At 69.3% G+C, this 13,498-nt stretch carries 15 protein-coding genes; all 15 read left to right on the top strand.

Annotated features, from left to right (window positions below; translation table 11 throughout):
• Positions 1 to 1,308: MotA/TolQ/ExbB proton channel family protein (locus ACYP33_RS21590; protein ID WP_459623853.1), on the top strand; the 1,308-nt coding region annotated here is incomplete at its 5' end.
• A gap of 19 nt (positions 1,309 to 1,327) precedes the next feature.
• Positions 1,328 to 1,735, top strand: coding sequence for an ExbD/TolR family protein (locus ACYP33_RS21585; RefSeq protein ID WP_459623852.1), 408 nt, complete (start codon positions 1,328 to 1,330; stop codon positions 1,733 to 1,735).
• A 15-nt stretch (positions 1,736 to 1,750) separates the two neighbouring features.
• Positions 1,751 to 2,446 (top strand): energy transducer TonB family protein, encoded by a 696-nt coding sequence (locus tag ACYP33_RS21580; protein ID WP_459623851.1) that lies wholly within the window; start codon positions 1,751 to 1,753, stop codon positions 2,444 to 2,446.
• A gap of 79 nt (positions 2,447 to 2,525) precedes the next feature.
• Positions 2,526 to 4,334, top strand: coding sequence for a putative porin (locus tag ACYP33_RS21575; protein WP_459623850.1), 1,809 nt, complete (start codon positions 2,526 to 2,528; stop codon positions 4,332 to 4,334).
• A gap of 11 nt (positions 4,335 to 4,345) precedes the next feature.
• Entirely contained in the window at positions 4,346 to 5,008 is a 663-nt protein-coding gene (locus tag ACYP33_RS21570; protein WP_459623849.1) for a hypothetical protein, read from the top strand.
• Between the two features lie 57 nt (positions 5,009 to 5,065).
• Positions 5,066 to 5,665 carry a YbjN domain-containing protein gene (locus ACYP33_RS21565; protein WP_459623848.1) on the top strand — a complete coding sequence of 200 codons (600 nt, stop codon included), beginning with the start codon at positions 5,066 to 5,068 and terminating at the stop codon, positions 5,663 to 5,665.
• The gene (locus tag ACYP33_RS21560) at positions 5,662 to 6,105 is read left to right on the top strand and encodes a hypothetical protein (protein ID WP_459623847.1); all 444 of its coding nucleotides are present in this window, start codon (positions 5,662 to 5,664) and stop codon (positions 6,103 to 6,105) included. Before ACYP33_RS21565 ends, ACYP33_RS21560 begins: the two co-directional genes overlap by 4 nt.
• Before the next feature lie 59 nt (positions 6,106 to 6,164).
• Positions 6,165 to 7,043 carry a peptidylprolyl isomerase gene (locus ACYP33_RS21555; protein ID WP_459623846.1) on the top strand — a complete coding sequence of 293 codons (879 nt, stop codon included), beginning with the start codon at positions 6,165 to 6,167 and terminating at the stop codon, positions 7,041 to 7,043.
• 17 nt (positions 7,044 to 7,060) lie between these two features.
• Positions 7,061 to 7,867: a hypothetical protein gene (locus tag ACYP33_RS21550; protein WP_459623845.1), complete on the top strand. Its 807-nt coding sequence runs from the start codon at positions 7,061 to 7,063 to the stop codon at positions 7,865 to 7,867.
• Between the two features lies 1 nt (position 7,868).
• The gene (locus ACYP33_RS21545) at positions 7,869 to 8,237 is read left to right on the top strand and encodes a hypothetical protein (RefSeq protein WP_459623844.1); all 369 of its coding nucleotides are present in this window, start codon (positions 7,869 to 7,871) and stop codon (positions 8,235 to 8,237) included.
• Between the two features lie 62 nt (positions 8,238 to 8,299).
• A complete protein-coding gene (locus tag ACYP33_RS21540; RefSeq protein ID WP_459623843.1) occupies positions 8,300 to 8,518 on the top strand; it encodes a hypothetical protein in 219 nt (72 codons plus the stop codon).
• Positions 8,508 to 9,989 (top strand): Do family serine endopeptidase, encoded by a 1,482-nt coding sequence (locus ACYP33_RS21535; protein WP_459623842.1) that lies wholly within the window; start codon positions 8,508 to 8,510, stop codon positions 9,987 to 9,989. Before ACYP33_RS21540 ends, ACYP33_RS21535 begins: the two co-directional genes overlap by 11 nt.
• 37 nt (positions 9,990 to 10,026) lie before the next feature.
• Positions 10,027 to 10,542, top strand: coding sequence for a YbaB/EbfC family DNA-binding protein (locus tag ACYP33_RS21530; protein WP_459623841.1), 516 nt, complete (start codon positions 10,027 to 10,029; stop codon positions 10,540 to 10,542).
• 147 nt (positions 10,543 to 10,689) lie between these two features.
• Positions 10,690 to 12,180, top strand: coding sequence for a sensor histidine kinase (locus ACYP33_RS21525; protein WP_459623840.1), 1,491 nt, complete (start codon positions 10,690 to 10,692; stop codon positions 12,178 to 12,180).
• Positions 12,165 to 13,498: sigma-54-dependent transcriptional regulator (locus ACYP33_RS21520; protein ID WP_459623839.1), on the top strand; the 1,334-nt coding region annotated here is incomplete at its 3' end. The genes ACYP33_RS21525 and ACYP33_RS21520, both read left to right, overlap by 16 nt.

Genomic DNA, 13,498 nt, shown 5'->3' with positions numbered 1-13,498 from the left:
GCGCAGGCCGCGACGGTGCGCACCGTCGAGGACGGCATCGTCGGCAAGGGTGTGAGCTTCGACGGCAACGGTTCGCTGACGCTGCCCGCCACGCCGTCGCTGAACGTGGCCGCCGGTGGCGCGTTCACCTTCAGCGCCTGGGTCAAGCCCGCCGCGCTCGCGTCGAACGCGCTGCTCTACAGCCGCCGCGATGGCGCCAACGCGCTGCTGATCGGCCTCGACAACGGGCTGCCGTTCGCCGAGATCGACGGCGGCGGCGCGCCGGTGCGCATCGCCGGCACCGCGCCCGTGACGGCCGGCCAGTGGGCGCACATTGCCGTGACCGACGACGGACGCAACCTCACCGTCTACGCCAACGGCAAGCAGGTCGCGCAGATCGCCGGCGCGCTGCCGGCCCTGACCACGCCCGCCGTGATCGGCGCCGACGTGCCCGGCGCGCCGGCCGGCTTCTCGGCCTACAGCGGCGCGCTCGACGAACTGCGCCTGTCGCGCATCGCGCGCCCGGCGGCCGTGATCGCCATCGACACGCTGGCGCAAGGCTCGGAATCGAAGCTGATCGCCTACGGCAACGACGAGAAACAGTCCGGTTTCGGCTTCGGCTATTTCGGCGTGATCGTGCATTCGGTGACGGTCGATGCCTGGGTGGTGATCGGCATCCTGCTGCTGATGGCCTTGGTGTCGTGGGTGGTGATGTACAACAAGGCGCGCTACGTGGGCCTGGTCGACAAGGCCAACCTGTTCTTCACGCAGCGCTTTCGCGAGATCGGCGGCCGTCACCTGACGGGCCTCGCCCACTACGACGAAAAGAGCGCCGAGGGCCGGCGCCTGTTCCAGTCCTCGCTGTATCGCCTGTATCGCGCGGGCGTGCATGAAATCCACGCGCGCGTGGATGCCACCGGCCGCACCATCATCACCCGCGAATCGATCGAGGCGATTCGCGCCTCGATGGACGCCACCCTGGTGCGCGAGAACCAGCGCCTGTCGAAATCGATGGTGCTGCTGACCATCGCGATCTCGGGCGGCCCGTTCTTGGGCCTGCTCGGCACGGTGGTGGGCGTGATGATCACGTTCGCCGCGATCGCGGCGGCCGGCGACGTGAACGTGAACGCCATCGCACCGGGTATCGCGGCGGCGCTGCTGGCCACCGTGACCGGCCTGTTCGTCGCGATTCCGGCGCTGTTCGGCTACAACTATCTGCTGATCCGCAACAAGAACGTGACCGCCAACATGCAGGTGTTCGTCGACGAATTCGTCACGCGCCTGGCCGAAGCGCATCGTTCGCCGGATCACGCGGTCCTGGCCGACTGACCGACGCGGGGAGACCACCATGCAGGTTCAGGACGACGACAAGCCGTACGACGACATCAACATCACGCCGATGCTCGATCTGGCGTACGTACTGCTGATCATTTTCATCATCATGACGACCGCCTCGGTGCAGGGCATCAAGGTCGATCTGCCGAAAGCGAGCTCGTCCACGAGCCTCGCCAAGCCGAAGACGAAAGCGATCACCGTGGCCGATTCGGGGCAGATCTTCCTCGACGCCTACCCGGTGACGATGGACGAACTCGAAAGCCGGCTGCGCACCGAAAAAGCCGGCAATCCCGAGTTTCCGATTGTGCTCAAGGGCGATGCAACGGTGCAGTACCAGCGCGTGATGGACGTGCTCGACCTGCTGCGCCGCCTCGATCTGTCGCAAGTCGGGTTGGTGACCGGCAAGGCGAAGGGCAGCTAGGGGCCGGCGATGGAGATGAGCTACGAAGGCGGGCCGCCCGAGAAAGGGCCGCGGCGGTACGTGAAGCCGGTGGTGATCGCGCTGCTGGTGGCGGGGGCGATCGCGTTGATCTGGCGCTTCGCCGGCGATACGGCGGGCGTCAAGCGCGTGAGCGCGCCGCAGGTGACGACGGTGATTCCGTTGCCGCCTCCGCCGCCCCCGCCGCCGCAAAAGCAACCGCCTCCCGAGAAGGTCAAGGAGGAGATCAAGACGCCGGTGGACAAGCCGACGGTGGCGCCGAAGCCGGCCGAGGCGCCCAAGCCGTCGGACAACCAGCCCAAGCAGATGACCATGAACGCGCCCGCGCAGGCCGGCACCGACAGCTTCGGCATCGGTGCGGGCGACGGCTCGGGCTCGGTCGGCTCGGGCGGCGGCGGGCGCTTCGGCAACGCCAGCTATGGCCAGTATCTCGGCTACCTGCTGCAGCGCGTGATCGAGAGCGACAAGGGCGTACAGGAAGCGGGCGGCACGCGCTTTTCAGGGGTACTGAATGTGTGGCTCGACCCGTCGGGGCGTATCACGCGCGTGACGATCGTGCAGTCGACCGGGGACAACCGGCTCGACGCGGCCGTGATCGCCGCGGTGCAGTTGGCCGGCAAGCTCGACGAAGCGCCGCCGGCCTCGGCCTCGTATCCGCTGACCGTCAGATTGCAGGGGCGCAAGCCGGCCTAGCCGCACGCGCGGGAAATCGTGGGGCAGGCCCGCAAGGCGGGCGCTGCCGGACAGAACAGACAGTGTTCGGAGCACTTAGATGATTCGAAAGATGAAGGTACGGGGTGGGGGGCAGCTGTGGACCGGCGCGCCGGCTCGGCTGTCGTGCATCGGCGCGGCGGTATTCACGCTCGGCATGATCGGCACGGGCAGCGCGCGGGCGCAGTCGCTGGAAGCGCAGGCCGCGTCGGGCCAGGCCGCGCCGACCGAGAGCGTGGTGATCAACCTGATCAACCTGCTGGTCAAGCAAGGTGTCCTGACCAAGCAGAGCGCCTCGCAACTGATCGGCGAGGCGCGCGCGGAAGCCGTGCAGGCCAGGGCCACGGCGAGCCGCGCGCCGGTGGCGGGCGCGGCGGTGGTCAACGCCCCGACGCAACCGGGCGACGTGGCGGTGCCGTACGTGCCGCAGGTGGTGCGCGATCAGATCCGCGACCAGGTCAAGCAGGAGGTGATCGCGCAGGCCAAGCAGGAAAACTGGGCGCAGCCGAACACGTTCCCCGATTGGGTGTCGCGCATCAAGCTCGACGGCGACCTGCGCGTGCGCGACGAATATCACTTCTATGGCAGCCGCAACGCCACCAACGTGACCAACTTCGGCGCGCTCAATTCGGGCACCGGTTTCGACATCAACCCGAACACCAACACCACCCAGCTTCCGACGCAGAACACCACGCAGAACCGCAACAACCTGCTGCGCTATCGCGCGCGTCTGGGCGTGACGGCGCTGCTGTCCGACCAGATCAGCGCCGGCATCCAGCTTGCCAGCGGCAACGACGCCAACCCGGTGTCCACCACCGCCACGGCGGGCGGCGGCTTCGCCAAGCGCAACATCTGGCTGAACAAGGCGTTCTTCGCCTACAAGCCCACGCCCTGGCTCAACGTGATGGCCGGCCGTTTCGACAATCCGTTCTTCAAGTCGGACCTGCTGTTCTCCGACGATCTGGAAATGGACGGCATCGCCGCCAGCGTGCGCCACGCGCTGCCGGGGCATCCGGACGTCACGCTGTTCGGCACGTTCGGCCTGTTCCCGATCCAGTACACCAGCGAGAACTTCCCGTCGAACAGCAGCGACAAGGTCGGCGGCGACACCAAGTGGATGTTGGGCGCGCAGGTGGGCGCGGAGTGGAAGATCAACGAGCAGAACCGCCTGAAGGGCGCGGTGGCCTACTACGACTTCCAGAACATGCGCGGCACGCTGTCCTCGCCGTGCGCGCTGTATCTGGGCGCCACCAGCTGCAGCACCGACAACGAGGCGCCGTCGTACGTGGGCGGCGGCAACTCGCTGGTGGCGCTGCGCAACATCGTGCAGAACCCGAACCTCGCGCCCGGCATGACGGCCGATCCGCAACTGTTCGGCCTGGCCTACAACTTCCGCCTGCTTGACCTGAAGGCGCAGTGGGACACGGTGATCGCCAACCGCTACAAGCTGCGCCTCGACGGCGAGTTCGTGCGCAACCTGGCCTACAACTCGAACAAGGCGTTCGCGGCGGCCACCACGCCGGTCAACAACTACGAATCGACGTCGGTCAACGCCAGCCAGAGCGACTACCGCAGCGGCCCGAACGGCTTCCTCGCGAAGGCCACGTTCGGCGATCCGGAGCCGCACGACAAGGGCCAATGGAATTTCTCGATCGCCTACAAGTATCTGCAGCCCGACGCCACGCTCGATGCGTTCACCGATCCGGACTTCCATCTGGGCGGCACCAACGCGCGCGGTTATGTGCTCGGCGCGGCCTATGCCGTGGCGCGCGACACCTGGGTGTCGGCACGCTACCTGAGCGCGCGCGAGATCTACGGGCCGCCGGTGTCGATCGACGTGTTGCAGCTCGAGCTCAACGCACGCTTCTGACGGAGTGCCGCATGAAACCGAACCGATACGCGCGGCTCGCCGCCGGCCTGCTGGGCGCGATGCTCGGCGCGGCGGCGCTGCCGGCTCACGCGCAAAGCATGGAAGACAAGTTGCGCACGCAACTTCGCGCGACGACCCAGCAGTTGCATCAGTTGCAGGACGGTCAGGCCCAGCTCGAAGCCGACAAGGGCGCGGCCGAGCAGGCCCGCGACAAGGCGCTCGCCCAGCTCAAGGACGCGCAGGCGCAACTGGCCGCCGCCAAGGGCGAATCGAGCGGCGAGGCCGCGGCCAAGCGCTCGCTCGCGCAGGAGCGCGCGGCGCGCGAGCAGGACACGCAGGCGCTCGCGAAGCTGAAGGCCTCGTATGCGCAGTTGCAGGGCGCGTCGAACGAGCAAGGTACGCAACGCACGCGCCTGCAGGCCGATTTGCAGGCGCGTGACACGCAACTGCAAACCTGCCAGGCACACAATGCGGACCTGTACCGCGTGGGCCACGAGATTCTCGATGCCTACGAACATGTGGGTGTCGGCACCGTGCTGTCGACACGGCAGCCGTTCGCGGCCTCGGCGCGCGTGAAATACGACGAGATCGCGCAACGCTACGGTGATGACCTGTATGCCGGCAAGTACGACCCCGCCGCGCGGCCCGCACCGGCCGCGAAGGGCGAGCATTGACGAACCGGATCGACTGGATCGATTGGATTGATTGGCAATACCAACGGAAACGACATCATGGCTGACATCAAGCAAGGCAACGACGCAGCGCACGGCGTGCACGGCGCACACGATGCGGCGATCGAATCGATCGGCGTGGAGCAACTCGCCGAGGTGCTGCGGCGCGCCGGTTACCGCGTGACGCTGGCGGAACAGAACGGCGTGGCGCAACTGATGAGCGCGAGCCAGGGCGTGGGCTTCGCGGTGCGCTTCGGCAATTCGGCGGGCATTGCCGCCGCCACCCCGGCCGAAGCGCGCTTCTTCGACTACACGATGAGCTGCGTGCTGCAGGTACAGGGCGAGCTGCCGGGCGAACTGGTGGCGAACTGGAACCGCACCAAGCGTTTCGCGCGCCTGGCCAATCATGGCGCGTTCCTCGCGCTCGAAATGGACGTGATCGTGGCCGGCGGCGTGTCCGAACGGTATCTGCGTTCGACCATCGAGCTGTGGGATCGCCTCGTGCAGGAGTTCCTGCTGCATCTGCGCAATCGCCCGGCGATGGCCGAGCAGGAAGCGGCCACGCTGGCGCAGCAGAGCGAAGCGGTGGCAACGGTGGAGCCGGCATCCGACGCCGCGGCGCCGGCCAAGGCCGCGCGTGGCAAGGCCGAAACGGTATGAGCCTGTTCGCGCGGTGGGTCGGCGCGTTGCGCGCGACGCTGTCGGGCGCGCCCAGCGTTACCGCCGGGCGCTCGATCGATCACGACGACGCCCCGGAAGACTGGCGCGCCTATGCCGAGCACGTCTCGCGCTGCATGTGCGAGGCGCTCGACGCGCCCGGCGTCACGCCGGCCTCGCTTGCGGTGCTCGACGGCTATGCCAGCGCCTGCGTGGCGGCTGGCGAGCCGTCGCCGGCATTGCGGCTGCGCGCATGGCTCGACGTGCATGGCCGGATCGCGCGCGTCGAGGCGTCGCCCGGCGCCGTGCCGGCCGTCTCGCCCGACTCGCTCGGGGCGGCATTGACGGCCGTGCTGGTCGGCCGCCCGGTGGGCGAGACGCCGCCGCGCGGCATGCCGCAGCCGGTGCTGGTGCGGCTCGGCTTCGCGGGCACCGCGCAGTAAGGCAGGACACCGAAAAATCCATGACAGGTAATCGAATTCGTACGCAGGCAGGAGCAAGCATGAAGACCTTGGCAATCTGTTTGATCGCACTCGGCGCGGGCATCCCGCTGGCCGCCCACGCACAGGACGACGTGATCGCCCGCGCGGACAAGACCACCGTGACGCAGACCGACATCGCGTCGCTGCTGAAGGCCGTCGGCCCCGAAGGCCGCACGCGGCTGGCGGCCGATCCGGCCGCGATGGACCAACTGGTGCGCGCCACGCTGGCGCAGAAGGCGGTGCTGGCCGAGGCCAAGGCCAAGGGCTGGGACAAGCAGGCGCAGGTCGAGGCGGCCATCGAGCAGGCGCGTGTCGAAGTGATCGCGCGCAGCTATCTGTCGTCGATCAGCACGCCGCCCGCCGATTATCCGAGCGACGCCGATATCCAGGCTGTCTACGACAAGAACCACGCGTCGTTCCTCACGCCGCGCGCGCTGCACGTCGCGCAGATCTACCTCGCCGTCGCGCCGAACGCGGACGCCGCCACCGTCGACGCGGCCCGCAAGCAGGCCACGGATCTGGCCGGCCGCGCCCGCAGCGGCGATTTCGCGGCGATCGCCAAGGCCAGTTCGCAGGACAAGGCGAGTGCGGCCAACGGCGGCGACATGGGTTTCGTGCCGGAACCGATGATCCTGCCGGAGGTGCGCAAGGCCGCCGCCGCGTTGAAGCCGGGCCAGGTGTCCGCGCCGATCCAGACGTCCACCGGCTTTCATGTCGTCAAGCTGATCGAGGTGCGCCCGGAAGGCCAGCGCCCGCTCGCCGACGTCAGGGAGCAGATCCGCGCCGCGCTGCGCACGCAGAAGGCGCAGCAAAGCGCGCAGGCGTATCTGGCGAAGATCGCCGGCGGCGCGAATATCGACGAGGACGCGTTGCGCAAGGCGCTCGCGTCGGTGCAGTAACGGCCGCGCGGATCGTTATGACCCAGCCCCGTTCCGTGTCCCATGCCGATTTGCACACGGCGTCGCGGGCCGAGCCGTCACGCGAGCGTGCCAGCCGGATGAACCCGTGGCCGGGGCCGGCCGGCGCGTTTCCGCCGCGCTGCCCGTTATGCGCCGGTGCGCTCGAACCGGTGCCGGGCGAGCCGGGGCGCGTGCGGCACCGCAGCACGCGCAATTCCGCGCGCTGCGTGCTGACCACGCGCCGTTACCAGCCCGACGACGTGATCGTGCGCGGCAGCGGTGGTGCGGAGGTGGCCGCACGCCACCGCGCGCGCTTTGTCGAATGCTGGGAATGGCATTACACGCTCGCGCGGCGGGTCTGGCCGGGCCTGTCGTTCGCGCGCTTCGCCACGCTCGTGGCGCTGGCGGATGTGTTGGGGTTGTGGGCGTATCCGGCGCTGCGGGAAGAGGATCTCGCCGCCGTGCTGCTCGTGATGTCGGGCTTCATGCGCACCGCGCGCGGCGCGGTCAATGGCGCCGCCGCACCGCGCTCGGAGGGGGCCGACCCCGACCCGGTGCGTTGGGGGCGCTTCTGGTTCGACGCATCGGTGCGCGATGCCGCCGATCTGTGGCGCCTGCCGGATGCCGAGCCGCGGCTGTTCCTGGTGCAGTACCGCGAACCGATGCTGACGCCGTTGCCGACCGGCGCGCAGGTCGCCGGCTGGCACCGCATCGACGGCATGCGCGAGGCGTGGCGCGAGGCGCAGGCGGGGCGGCCGGGCGTGGCCGACCACGAACGCATGGCCTTCGCGCGCTTCATCGCGGCGCGCGACGCGGGCGGCTGAGATGCGTCGCGCGCGACAGGTCGAGATCCATGCGCTGGCGCTTCTCGTGGCGCTGGTGCTCGGCTCGGCCGCGAGCGCGCAGACGGCGCGGCCGGCATCGGACGCCGCAGCCGCGCGCAATGTCTGCGTCGATGTCGATGTGAACGGCGTGCGTACGCCGTCGTATGACTGCCTGAGCCGCAAGCTGCAGGCGGCGGACGTGCCCGAGGCGGGTGCGTCGTCGGTGGCCTCCGAGCGGCTGGCGACGCAACCGTCGAACCGGGTCGGCACGTTCAACCTGTCGGGCGAGCGCAACCGCTTCGGCAGCAACTGGGGAACATCGTCGACACCGCAGCGGCCGGCTGCGCCTGTCGTCGTGCCGCCGCGCTGACCGCGTGCGATCGGGCTGTTCGATAGGCATCAATGGCATCTTCTTGAGCGGGGAGCGGGAACATGGAACAGGAAATCAATGTATCGACCCGGCGCCGCCCGGAACGGGGCGATTCCGCGCACGGCGCCGCACGGCGCACGCTGCGCGCCGCGCGCGGCTGGATCGAGTGGGACGATTTGCGTGACCGCCCCGATTGGGGGCGCGGCACGGTCACCCTCGACGGGCGGTTTACGCTCGACGAGCTGCGCGCACTGATCCTGCTCGCCGGTCATGGGTGTTGAGCGCCGGGACGGGCCGCTTGCCGGGTGTCGTGTCGCGCTGATCCGCGTGCTTGCGCCTATCGCGCCTATCGTGCGTATTGCGCCCGGGTGGGCGCTGGCTGCGTCGATTGCGCTTGCGCTGGCGGGGGTGCCCGGTTCGCCGGTCGCTGCGGCCACGGCGTCGGGCGCGGCGGGTGCGGCGGCTCCGGTTGGGCTGCCCAATTTCGCGGCGCTGGTGCGTCGCAACGGGCCGGCCGTGGTCAACATCAGCGTGACGCGCGAGGTGGCGCAGGTCGGCATTCAGTTGCCGGCCGGCATCGCGCCCGACAGCCCGCTCGCGCCGTTCTTCGCGCGCCGCGTGATCGGCAACCGCGAGGAGGTCAGCCTGGGCTCGGGCTTCATCGTCGATCCGGACGGCATCATCCTGACCAACCGTCATGTGGTGGGCGATGCCGCGACGGTGGACGTCAAGCTGACCGACAAGCGCCAGTTCAAGGGCCGCGTGATGGGCAGCGACCCGCTGTCCGATGTGGCGGTGATCCGCATCGACGCGCACGGCCTGCCGAGCGTCGCGACCGGCGATCCGGCCCGTACCGAGGTGGGCGACTGGGTCATGGCGATCGGTGCGCCGTACGGATTTTCGAACACGGTCACGCAGGGCATCGTCAGCGCCAAGTCGCGCTCGCTGCCGGGCGAGCGCTACATCCCGTTCATCCAGACCGACGTGCCGATCAATCCCGGCAACTCGGGCGGCCCGCTGTTCGACCTCGACGGGCGCGTGATCGCGATCAATTCGATGATCTATTCGAAGACGGGCGGTTATCAGGGGCTGGCTTTTGCGATTCCGATCGACATCGCGCTTGACGTCAAGGATCAGTTGCTGCGCACCGGCAAGGTCACGCGCGGACGGCTGGGCGTGGCCTTGCAGGAACTCGACGCTACGCTTGCGCGGTCGTTCGGACTGCCGAGTGCCGATGGTGCGATCGTCACGATGGTCGCGCCGGACGGCCCCGGCGCGCGGGCAGGGTTGATGTCGGGTGACGTCGTGCTCGCCGTCGACGGTCGGCCCGTGGTCGATTCGGCGGACCTGTTGACGACCGTTGCGCGAGTGCGGCCGGGCCGCGCCGCCGAGCTGAAGATCTGGCGGGGCGGCGCGATGCGCCGCATCGATGTGGTGATCGGTGCGCTCGACAGCGGCAATGCGCCGGCTGCCGATTCGCCCACGCTGACGCGGCTCGGGCTCGCGCTGCGACCCGTCAACGACGTCGAGAAGGCTCGGCTCGGCGTGCCACAGGGGCTGGTGGTCGAGAGCGTCAATGGGGTGGCGGCGCAGGCCGGCCTGAAGGCCGGCGACGTGGTGTTGTCGATCAACGGTGCGCCGGTGGGCAGCCTCAACGCACTGGTGGCCGGCATCGGGGCGTCGCATGGCGCGGTGGCGCTGCTGGTCCAACGCGGCGCGGCGCGAATCTACGTGCCGCTCGATCTCGCCTGATGCTCGCCCGAACCGGGCCGGCGAAAAAAGGAAAGGAATGCAGACAATCGAGCAGGCCGTGCGGCGCGGCGCGGCGAGGCACCGGCTGGTGCGTCACGGGGTGATGGCGTGGTGTGCGCTGGTGCTGGCGTTGGTTGCGCCGGGGCGGGCCGACGCGCAAGCGCCATCGGCGCATGAAGCGGTGCCCGCATACTGGGTCAGCTATGCGCAAGACGTCGGGGCACGCTTCCAGGCGTCGCTGGCGGGCGGTGGCGATGAAGCGTTGCGCTTGCAGCAGGCACTGGCCCGCCGCGCCGGGCCGGCCGGCGGCGCTGCCGGCGAGCCGGTCGTGCCGCCGTCGGTAGTGGTGCGCACCTGGATCGGCCGTGACGGCGCGATCACGCACGTCGAATTCGATCCGCTCGACGACGTGCTGGCCGAAGCATCGCTCGAACACCTGTTGACGGCCGTGACACTGCCGCCGCCGCCGGCGAACATGTTGCAACCGCTACGCGTGCGCTTGCAACTCGTACCGAATCCCGAGGCGCCGGCAGCAGCGTCGGAAGCCCGCTGATCCATTCCCTCTCGGTTGGCCACCGCGCCAGGCCCTGGCGCTCACACTGCGAAACACGGCGGCCGCCTGGTGTACCATTTCTCGCCTGCCGCATGCAGGTGTGAATTTTGCTCGGAAATTCACGTCCCGATTTCCAGCAGGCCCTTCATGCCGAGACCGTCGTTCTCCACTCAGCTCTACGCGCTCTGGATTCTGGTCGCCGGCCTTTGCATTCTGCTCACGGCGGTCGTGTGGCTGATGCTCTCGTCGGCGCTGGGGGAGCGCGTCGCCCAAGCCCGGCAGCAGGCCGTGACGGCCTGCGCCGCGGTTGCGTCGCGCTACGACCTGTCGATGCAGCGGCCCGGCGAAACCGATGTCGATCTGATGCACGCCGTGCTCGACCTCGTCCTGATCCGCACGGAAGGCATCGAGGGCGGCTTCTGGTCCTCGGCGTCGGCCCCCGGCGCGCCGGCCGGCTTTCTCGCCTACGCGTTTCCGACCTACGAGGGCAGTGGCGTCAAACGCGACGTGCCCGAGGCCGAAACCCCATTGATTCTTCGCACGCTGTCGAACGTCGCGCGCCTCGGCCAGATGCGCGCCGACGTGGTGACCGGCGGCGGCGATGCGGTGGTCGCGGTCGCCTGCCCGGTGCCGCGTCATGCCGGGTTGCTCGCCTGGATGCTGACGCGGGCACGGCCGCCGCTCGGGCCATACGGGGAGCGCGCGGCGGCCATCCTGGCGACGATGCTGGCCGTCATCGTGGCGCTCGCGGTGTTGCTGGCGATGGCGCTCAGGCGCTGGAAGCGCAAGCTCACGCGGCTCGAACAGGCGTTGGCGCCGGATGGCGGCCTCGAGCGCGGCACGCGTATCGAGCGGCTTGGCGAACCGGATCTCGATCACATCGTCGATGCGCTCAACCGCTATGTCGAACGCGCGGATCGCCTGCAACGCGAGGCCAACGCGCTGAGTGCGAAGCTCGGGCAGGCCGAGCGTTTCGGCGCGCTGGGCAAGATGGCCGCGCAGATCGCGCATGAAATCCGCAACCCGGTCGGCGCGATGCGCCTGAAGGCGGAGAACGCGCTGGCGGGCGACGCTGCCCGGCGCGAAGCCGCGTTGAAGATCATCATCGAGCAAGTCGGGCGCGTCGAATCTCAACTCACGAGCCTGCTCGCGCTGACGCAACCGATCACCCTCCGCCCGCAGGCGGTCGACCTGCCCGCGTGGCTCGCCGGCTTGCTGCGTACGCACGAAGCGCGGGCGGAAAGCCGGCAGGTGACGTTGCAGATGGAAGTCGCCGCGGGCACCGGCGCCACGCATCCGGTCTTCGATGCCGCGCAACTGGCGCGCGCACTCGACAATCTGATCGTCAACGCGCTGCGGCACGCGCCGCCGGGCAGCCACGTCAAGGTCAATGCGTGCGCCGTCACGCGCGAGGGTGAAGCGCGCCTGCGGCTCGAAGTCGTGGATGAAGGCGCGGGCGTGAGCGACGGCGATCGCGAGCGGATCTTCGAGCCGTTCGTCACGGGGCGACCCGACGGATCGGGGCTGGGCCTGGCCGTCGTGCGCGAGATCGCATCGGCGCACGGCGGCGGCGCGTGGCTGGCGGCCCCGGCCGAATCGACCTGTTTTGTCATCGAGGTGCCATGGCGACCATCCTGATCATCGACGACGACGATGCGTTCCGCGACGGCCTGGCCGAGACCATCCAGGACCTCGGCTACCGTCCGATCGAGGCGCGCTCCGGGGAAGACGCGCTCGCGCGGCTGCGTGAGACAGCGACACCCGTGTGCATCTTCCTCGACTTCCGGCTGCCGGGCGCGGACGGTCTTGCCGTGCTCAAGACGCTGCGGGACATGCCCGAGCTGCAGCAGGTGCCGGTCGTGATGCTGACGGCGTACGCCACCAGCGACAACACCATCGGCGCGATGCGGCTGGGCGCGTTCGAGCATTTGACCAAGCCGGTCGGCCGCGACGAGATCGCCGCGCTGCTCGCGCGCATCGTCGCGACTCGTGTCGATACGTCCGCCTTGCAGGCAATCCCCCGCTTCGCCGACGACACGCCCGCTCGCGAGCCGCAATTGCTCGGCATCAGCGAGGCCATGCGCGACATCCAGAAACAGCTCGGCCGTGCGGCCGGCACGCAATCGACCGTTCTGATCACCGGCGAGACGGGCACCGGCAAGGAGGTCGCGGCGAGCGTGCTGCATCGCGCGTCGGCCCGTTCGGATGGCCCGTTCATCGCCGTGAATTGCGCCGCGATCCCGCCGGATCTGCTCGAGAGCGAGCTGTTCGGTCATGCCAAGGGCGCGTTTACCGGCGCCCATGCGGACCGGCGCGGCTGCTTCGAGGCGGCGCACGGCGGCACGCTCTTTCTCGACGAAATCGGCGACATGCCGCTCGCGATGCAGGCGAAGCTGCTGCGCGTGTTGCAGGAGCGGCAGATCGTGCCGTTGGGAAGCAACCGGCCGTTGACCGTCGATGTGCGCGTGGTGGCCGCCACGCATCGCGACTTGCCGGCGATGGTCGCGGCCGGCACGTTCCGGCAGGATCTGTCGTATCGGTTGAGCGTGATTCCGCTGCATATGCCGCCGTTGCGCGAACGCGTGGCCGACATCCTTCCCCTGGCGGAGCATTTCCTCACGGCTGTCGCCGGCGGCCCCGAAGCCGCGCGCAAGCATCTTTCCGCGGACGCCCAGCGCCTGCTCGTCGGCTTTGGCTGGCCCGGCAACGTGCGCGAGCTGGCCAACGCGATCGAGCGTGCCCACGCGCTGGCGCCGGCGAGCGTGCTGACCCGGGATGATTTCGCATTCCTGTTCGATTCGGCCGCGAGCGACGCCAATGCGATCCCCCCGGCCCTGATCGACCTGCCGCTGACCGATGCGCTCGCGACGCTCGAGCGTGCGCTGATCGTCCGCGCGCTCGCGCTGGCCGATGGCAATCGGGCCGAAGCCGCGCGCCGGCTCGGCATCAGTCGCCA

This window comes from Burkholderia sp. 3C (genome assembly GCF_054589155.1).
Note: the sequence above shows the minus strand (reverse complement) of the source record. Positions and strands in the feature narration are given on the sequence as shown.

Excerpts from the sequence above, each read along its gene's own strand:
- ACYP33_RS21585 (WP_459623852.1), top strand. The coding sequence starts at position 1,328 with ATGCAGGTTCAGGACGACGACAAGCCGTACGACGACATCAACATCACG.
- ACYP33_RS21580 (WP_459623851.1), top strand. The coding sequence starts at position 1,751 with ATGAGCTACGAAGGCGGGCCGCCCGAGAAAGGGCCGCGGCGGTACGTG.
- ACYP33_RS21575 (WP_459623850.1), top strand. The coding sequence starts at position 2,526 with ATGATTCGAAAGATGAAGGTACGGGGTGGGGGGCAGCTGTGGACCGGC.
- ACYP33_RS21570 (WP_459623849.1), top strand. The coding sequence starts at position 4,346 with ATGAAACCGAACCGATACGCGCGGCTCGCCGCCGGCCTGCTGGGCGCG.
- ACYP33_RS21565 (WP_459623848.1), top strand. The coding sequence starts at position 5,066 with ATGGCTGACATCAAGCAAGGCAACGACGCAGCGCACGGCGTGCACGGC.
- ACYP33_RS21560 (WP_459623847.1), top strand. The coding sequence starts at position 5,662 with ATGAGCCTGTTCGCGCGGTGGGTCGGCGCGTTGCGCGCGACGCTGTCG.
- ACYP33_RS21555 (WP_459623846.1), top strand. The coding sequence starts at position 6,165 with ATGAAGACCTTGGCAATCTGTTTGATCGCACTCGGCGCGGGCATCCCG.
- ACYP33_RS21550 (WP_459623845.1), top strand. The coding sequence starts at position 7,061 with ATGACCCAGCCCCGTTCCGTGTCCCATGCCGATTTGCACACGGCGTCG.
- ACYP33_RS21545 (WP_459623844.1), top strand. The coding sequence starts at position 7,869 with ATGCGTCGCGCGCGACAGGTCGAGATCCATGCGCTGGCGCTTCTCGTG.
- ACYP33_RS21540 (WP_459623843.1), top strand. The coding sequence starts at position 8,300 with ATGGAACAGGAAATCAATGTATCGACCCGGCGCCGCCCGGAACGGGGC.
- ACYP33_RS21535 (WP_459623842.1), top strand. The coding sequence starts at position 8,508 with ATGGGTGTTGAGCGCCGGGACGGGCCGCTTGCCGGGTGTCGTGTCGCG.
- ACYP33_RS21530 (WP_459623841.1), top strand. The coding sequence starts at position 10,027 with ATGCAGACAATCGAGCAGGCCGTGCGGCGCGGCGCGGCGAGGCACCGG.
- ACYP33_RS21525 (WP_459623840.1), top strand. The coding sequence starts at position 10,690 with ATGCCGAGACCGTCGTTCTCCACTCAGCTCTACGCGCTCTGGATTCTG.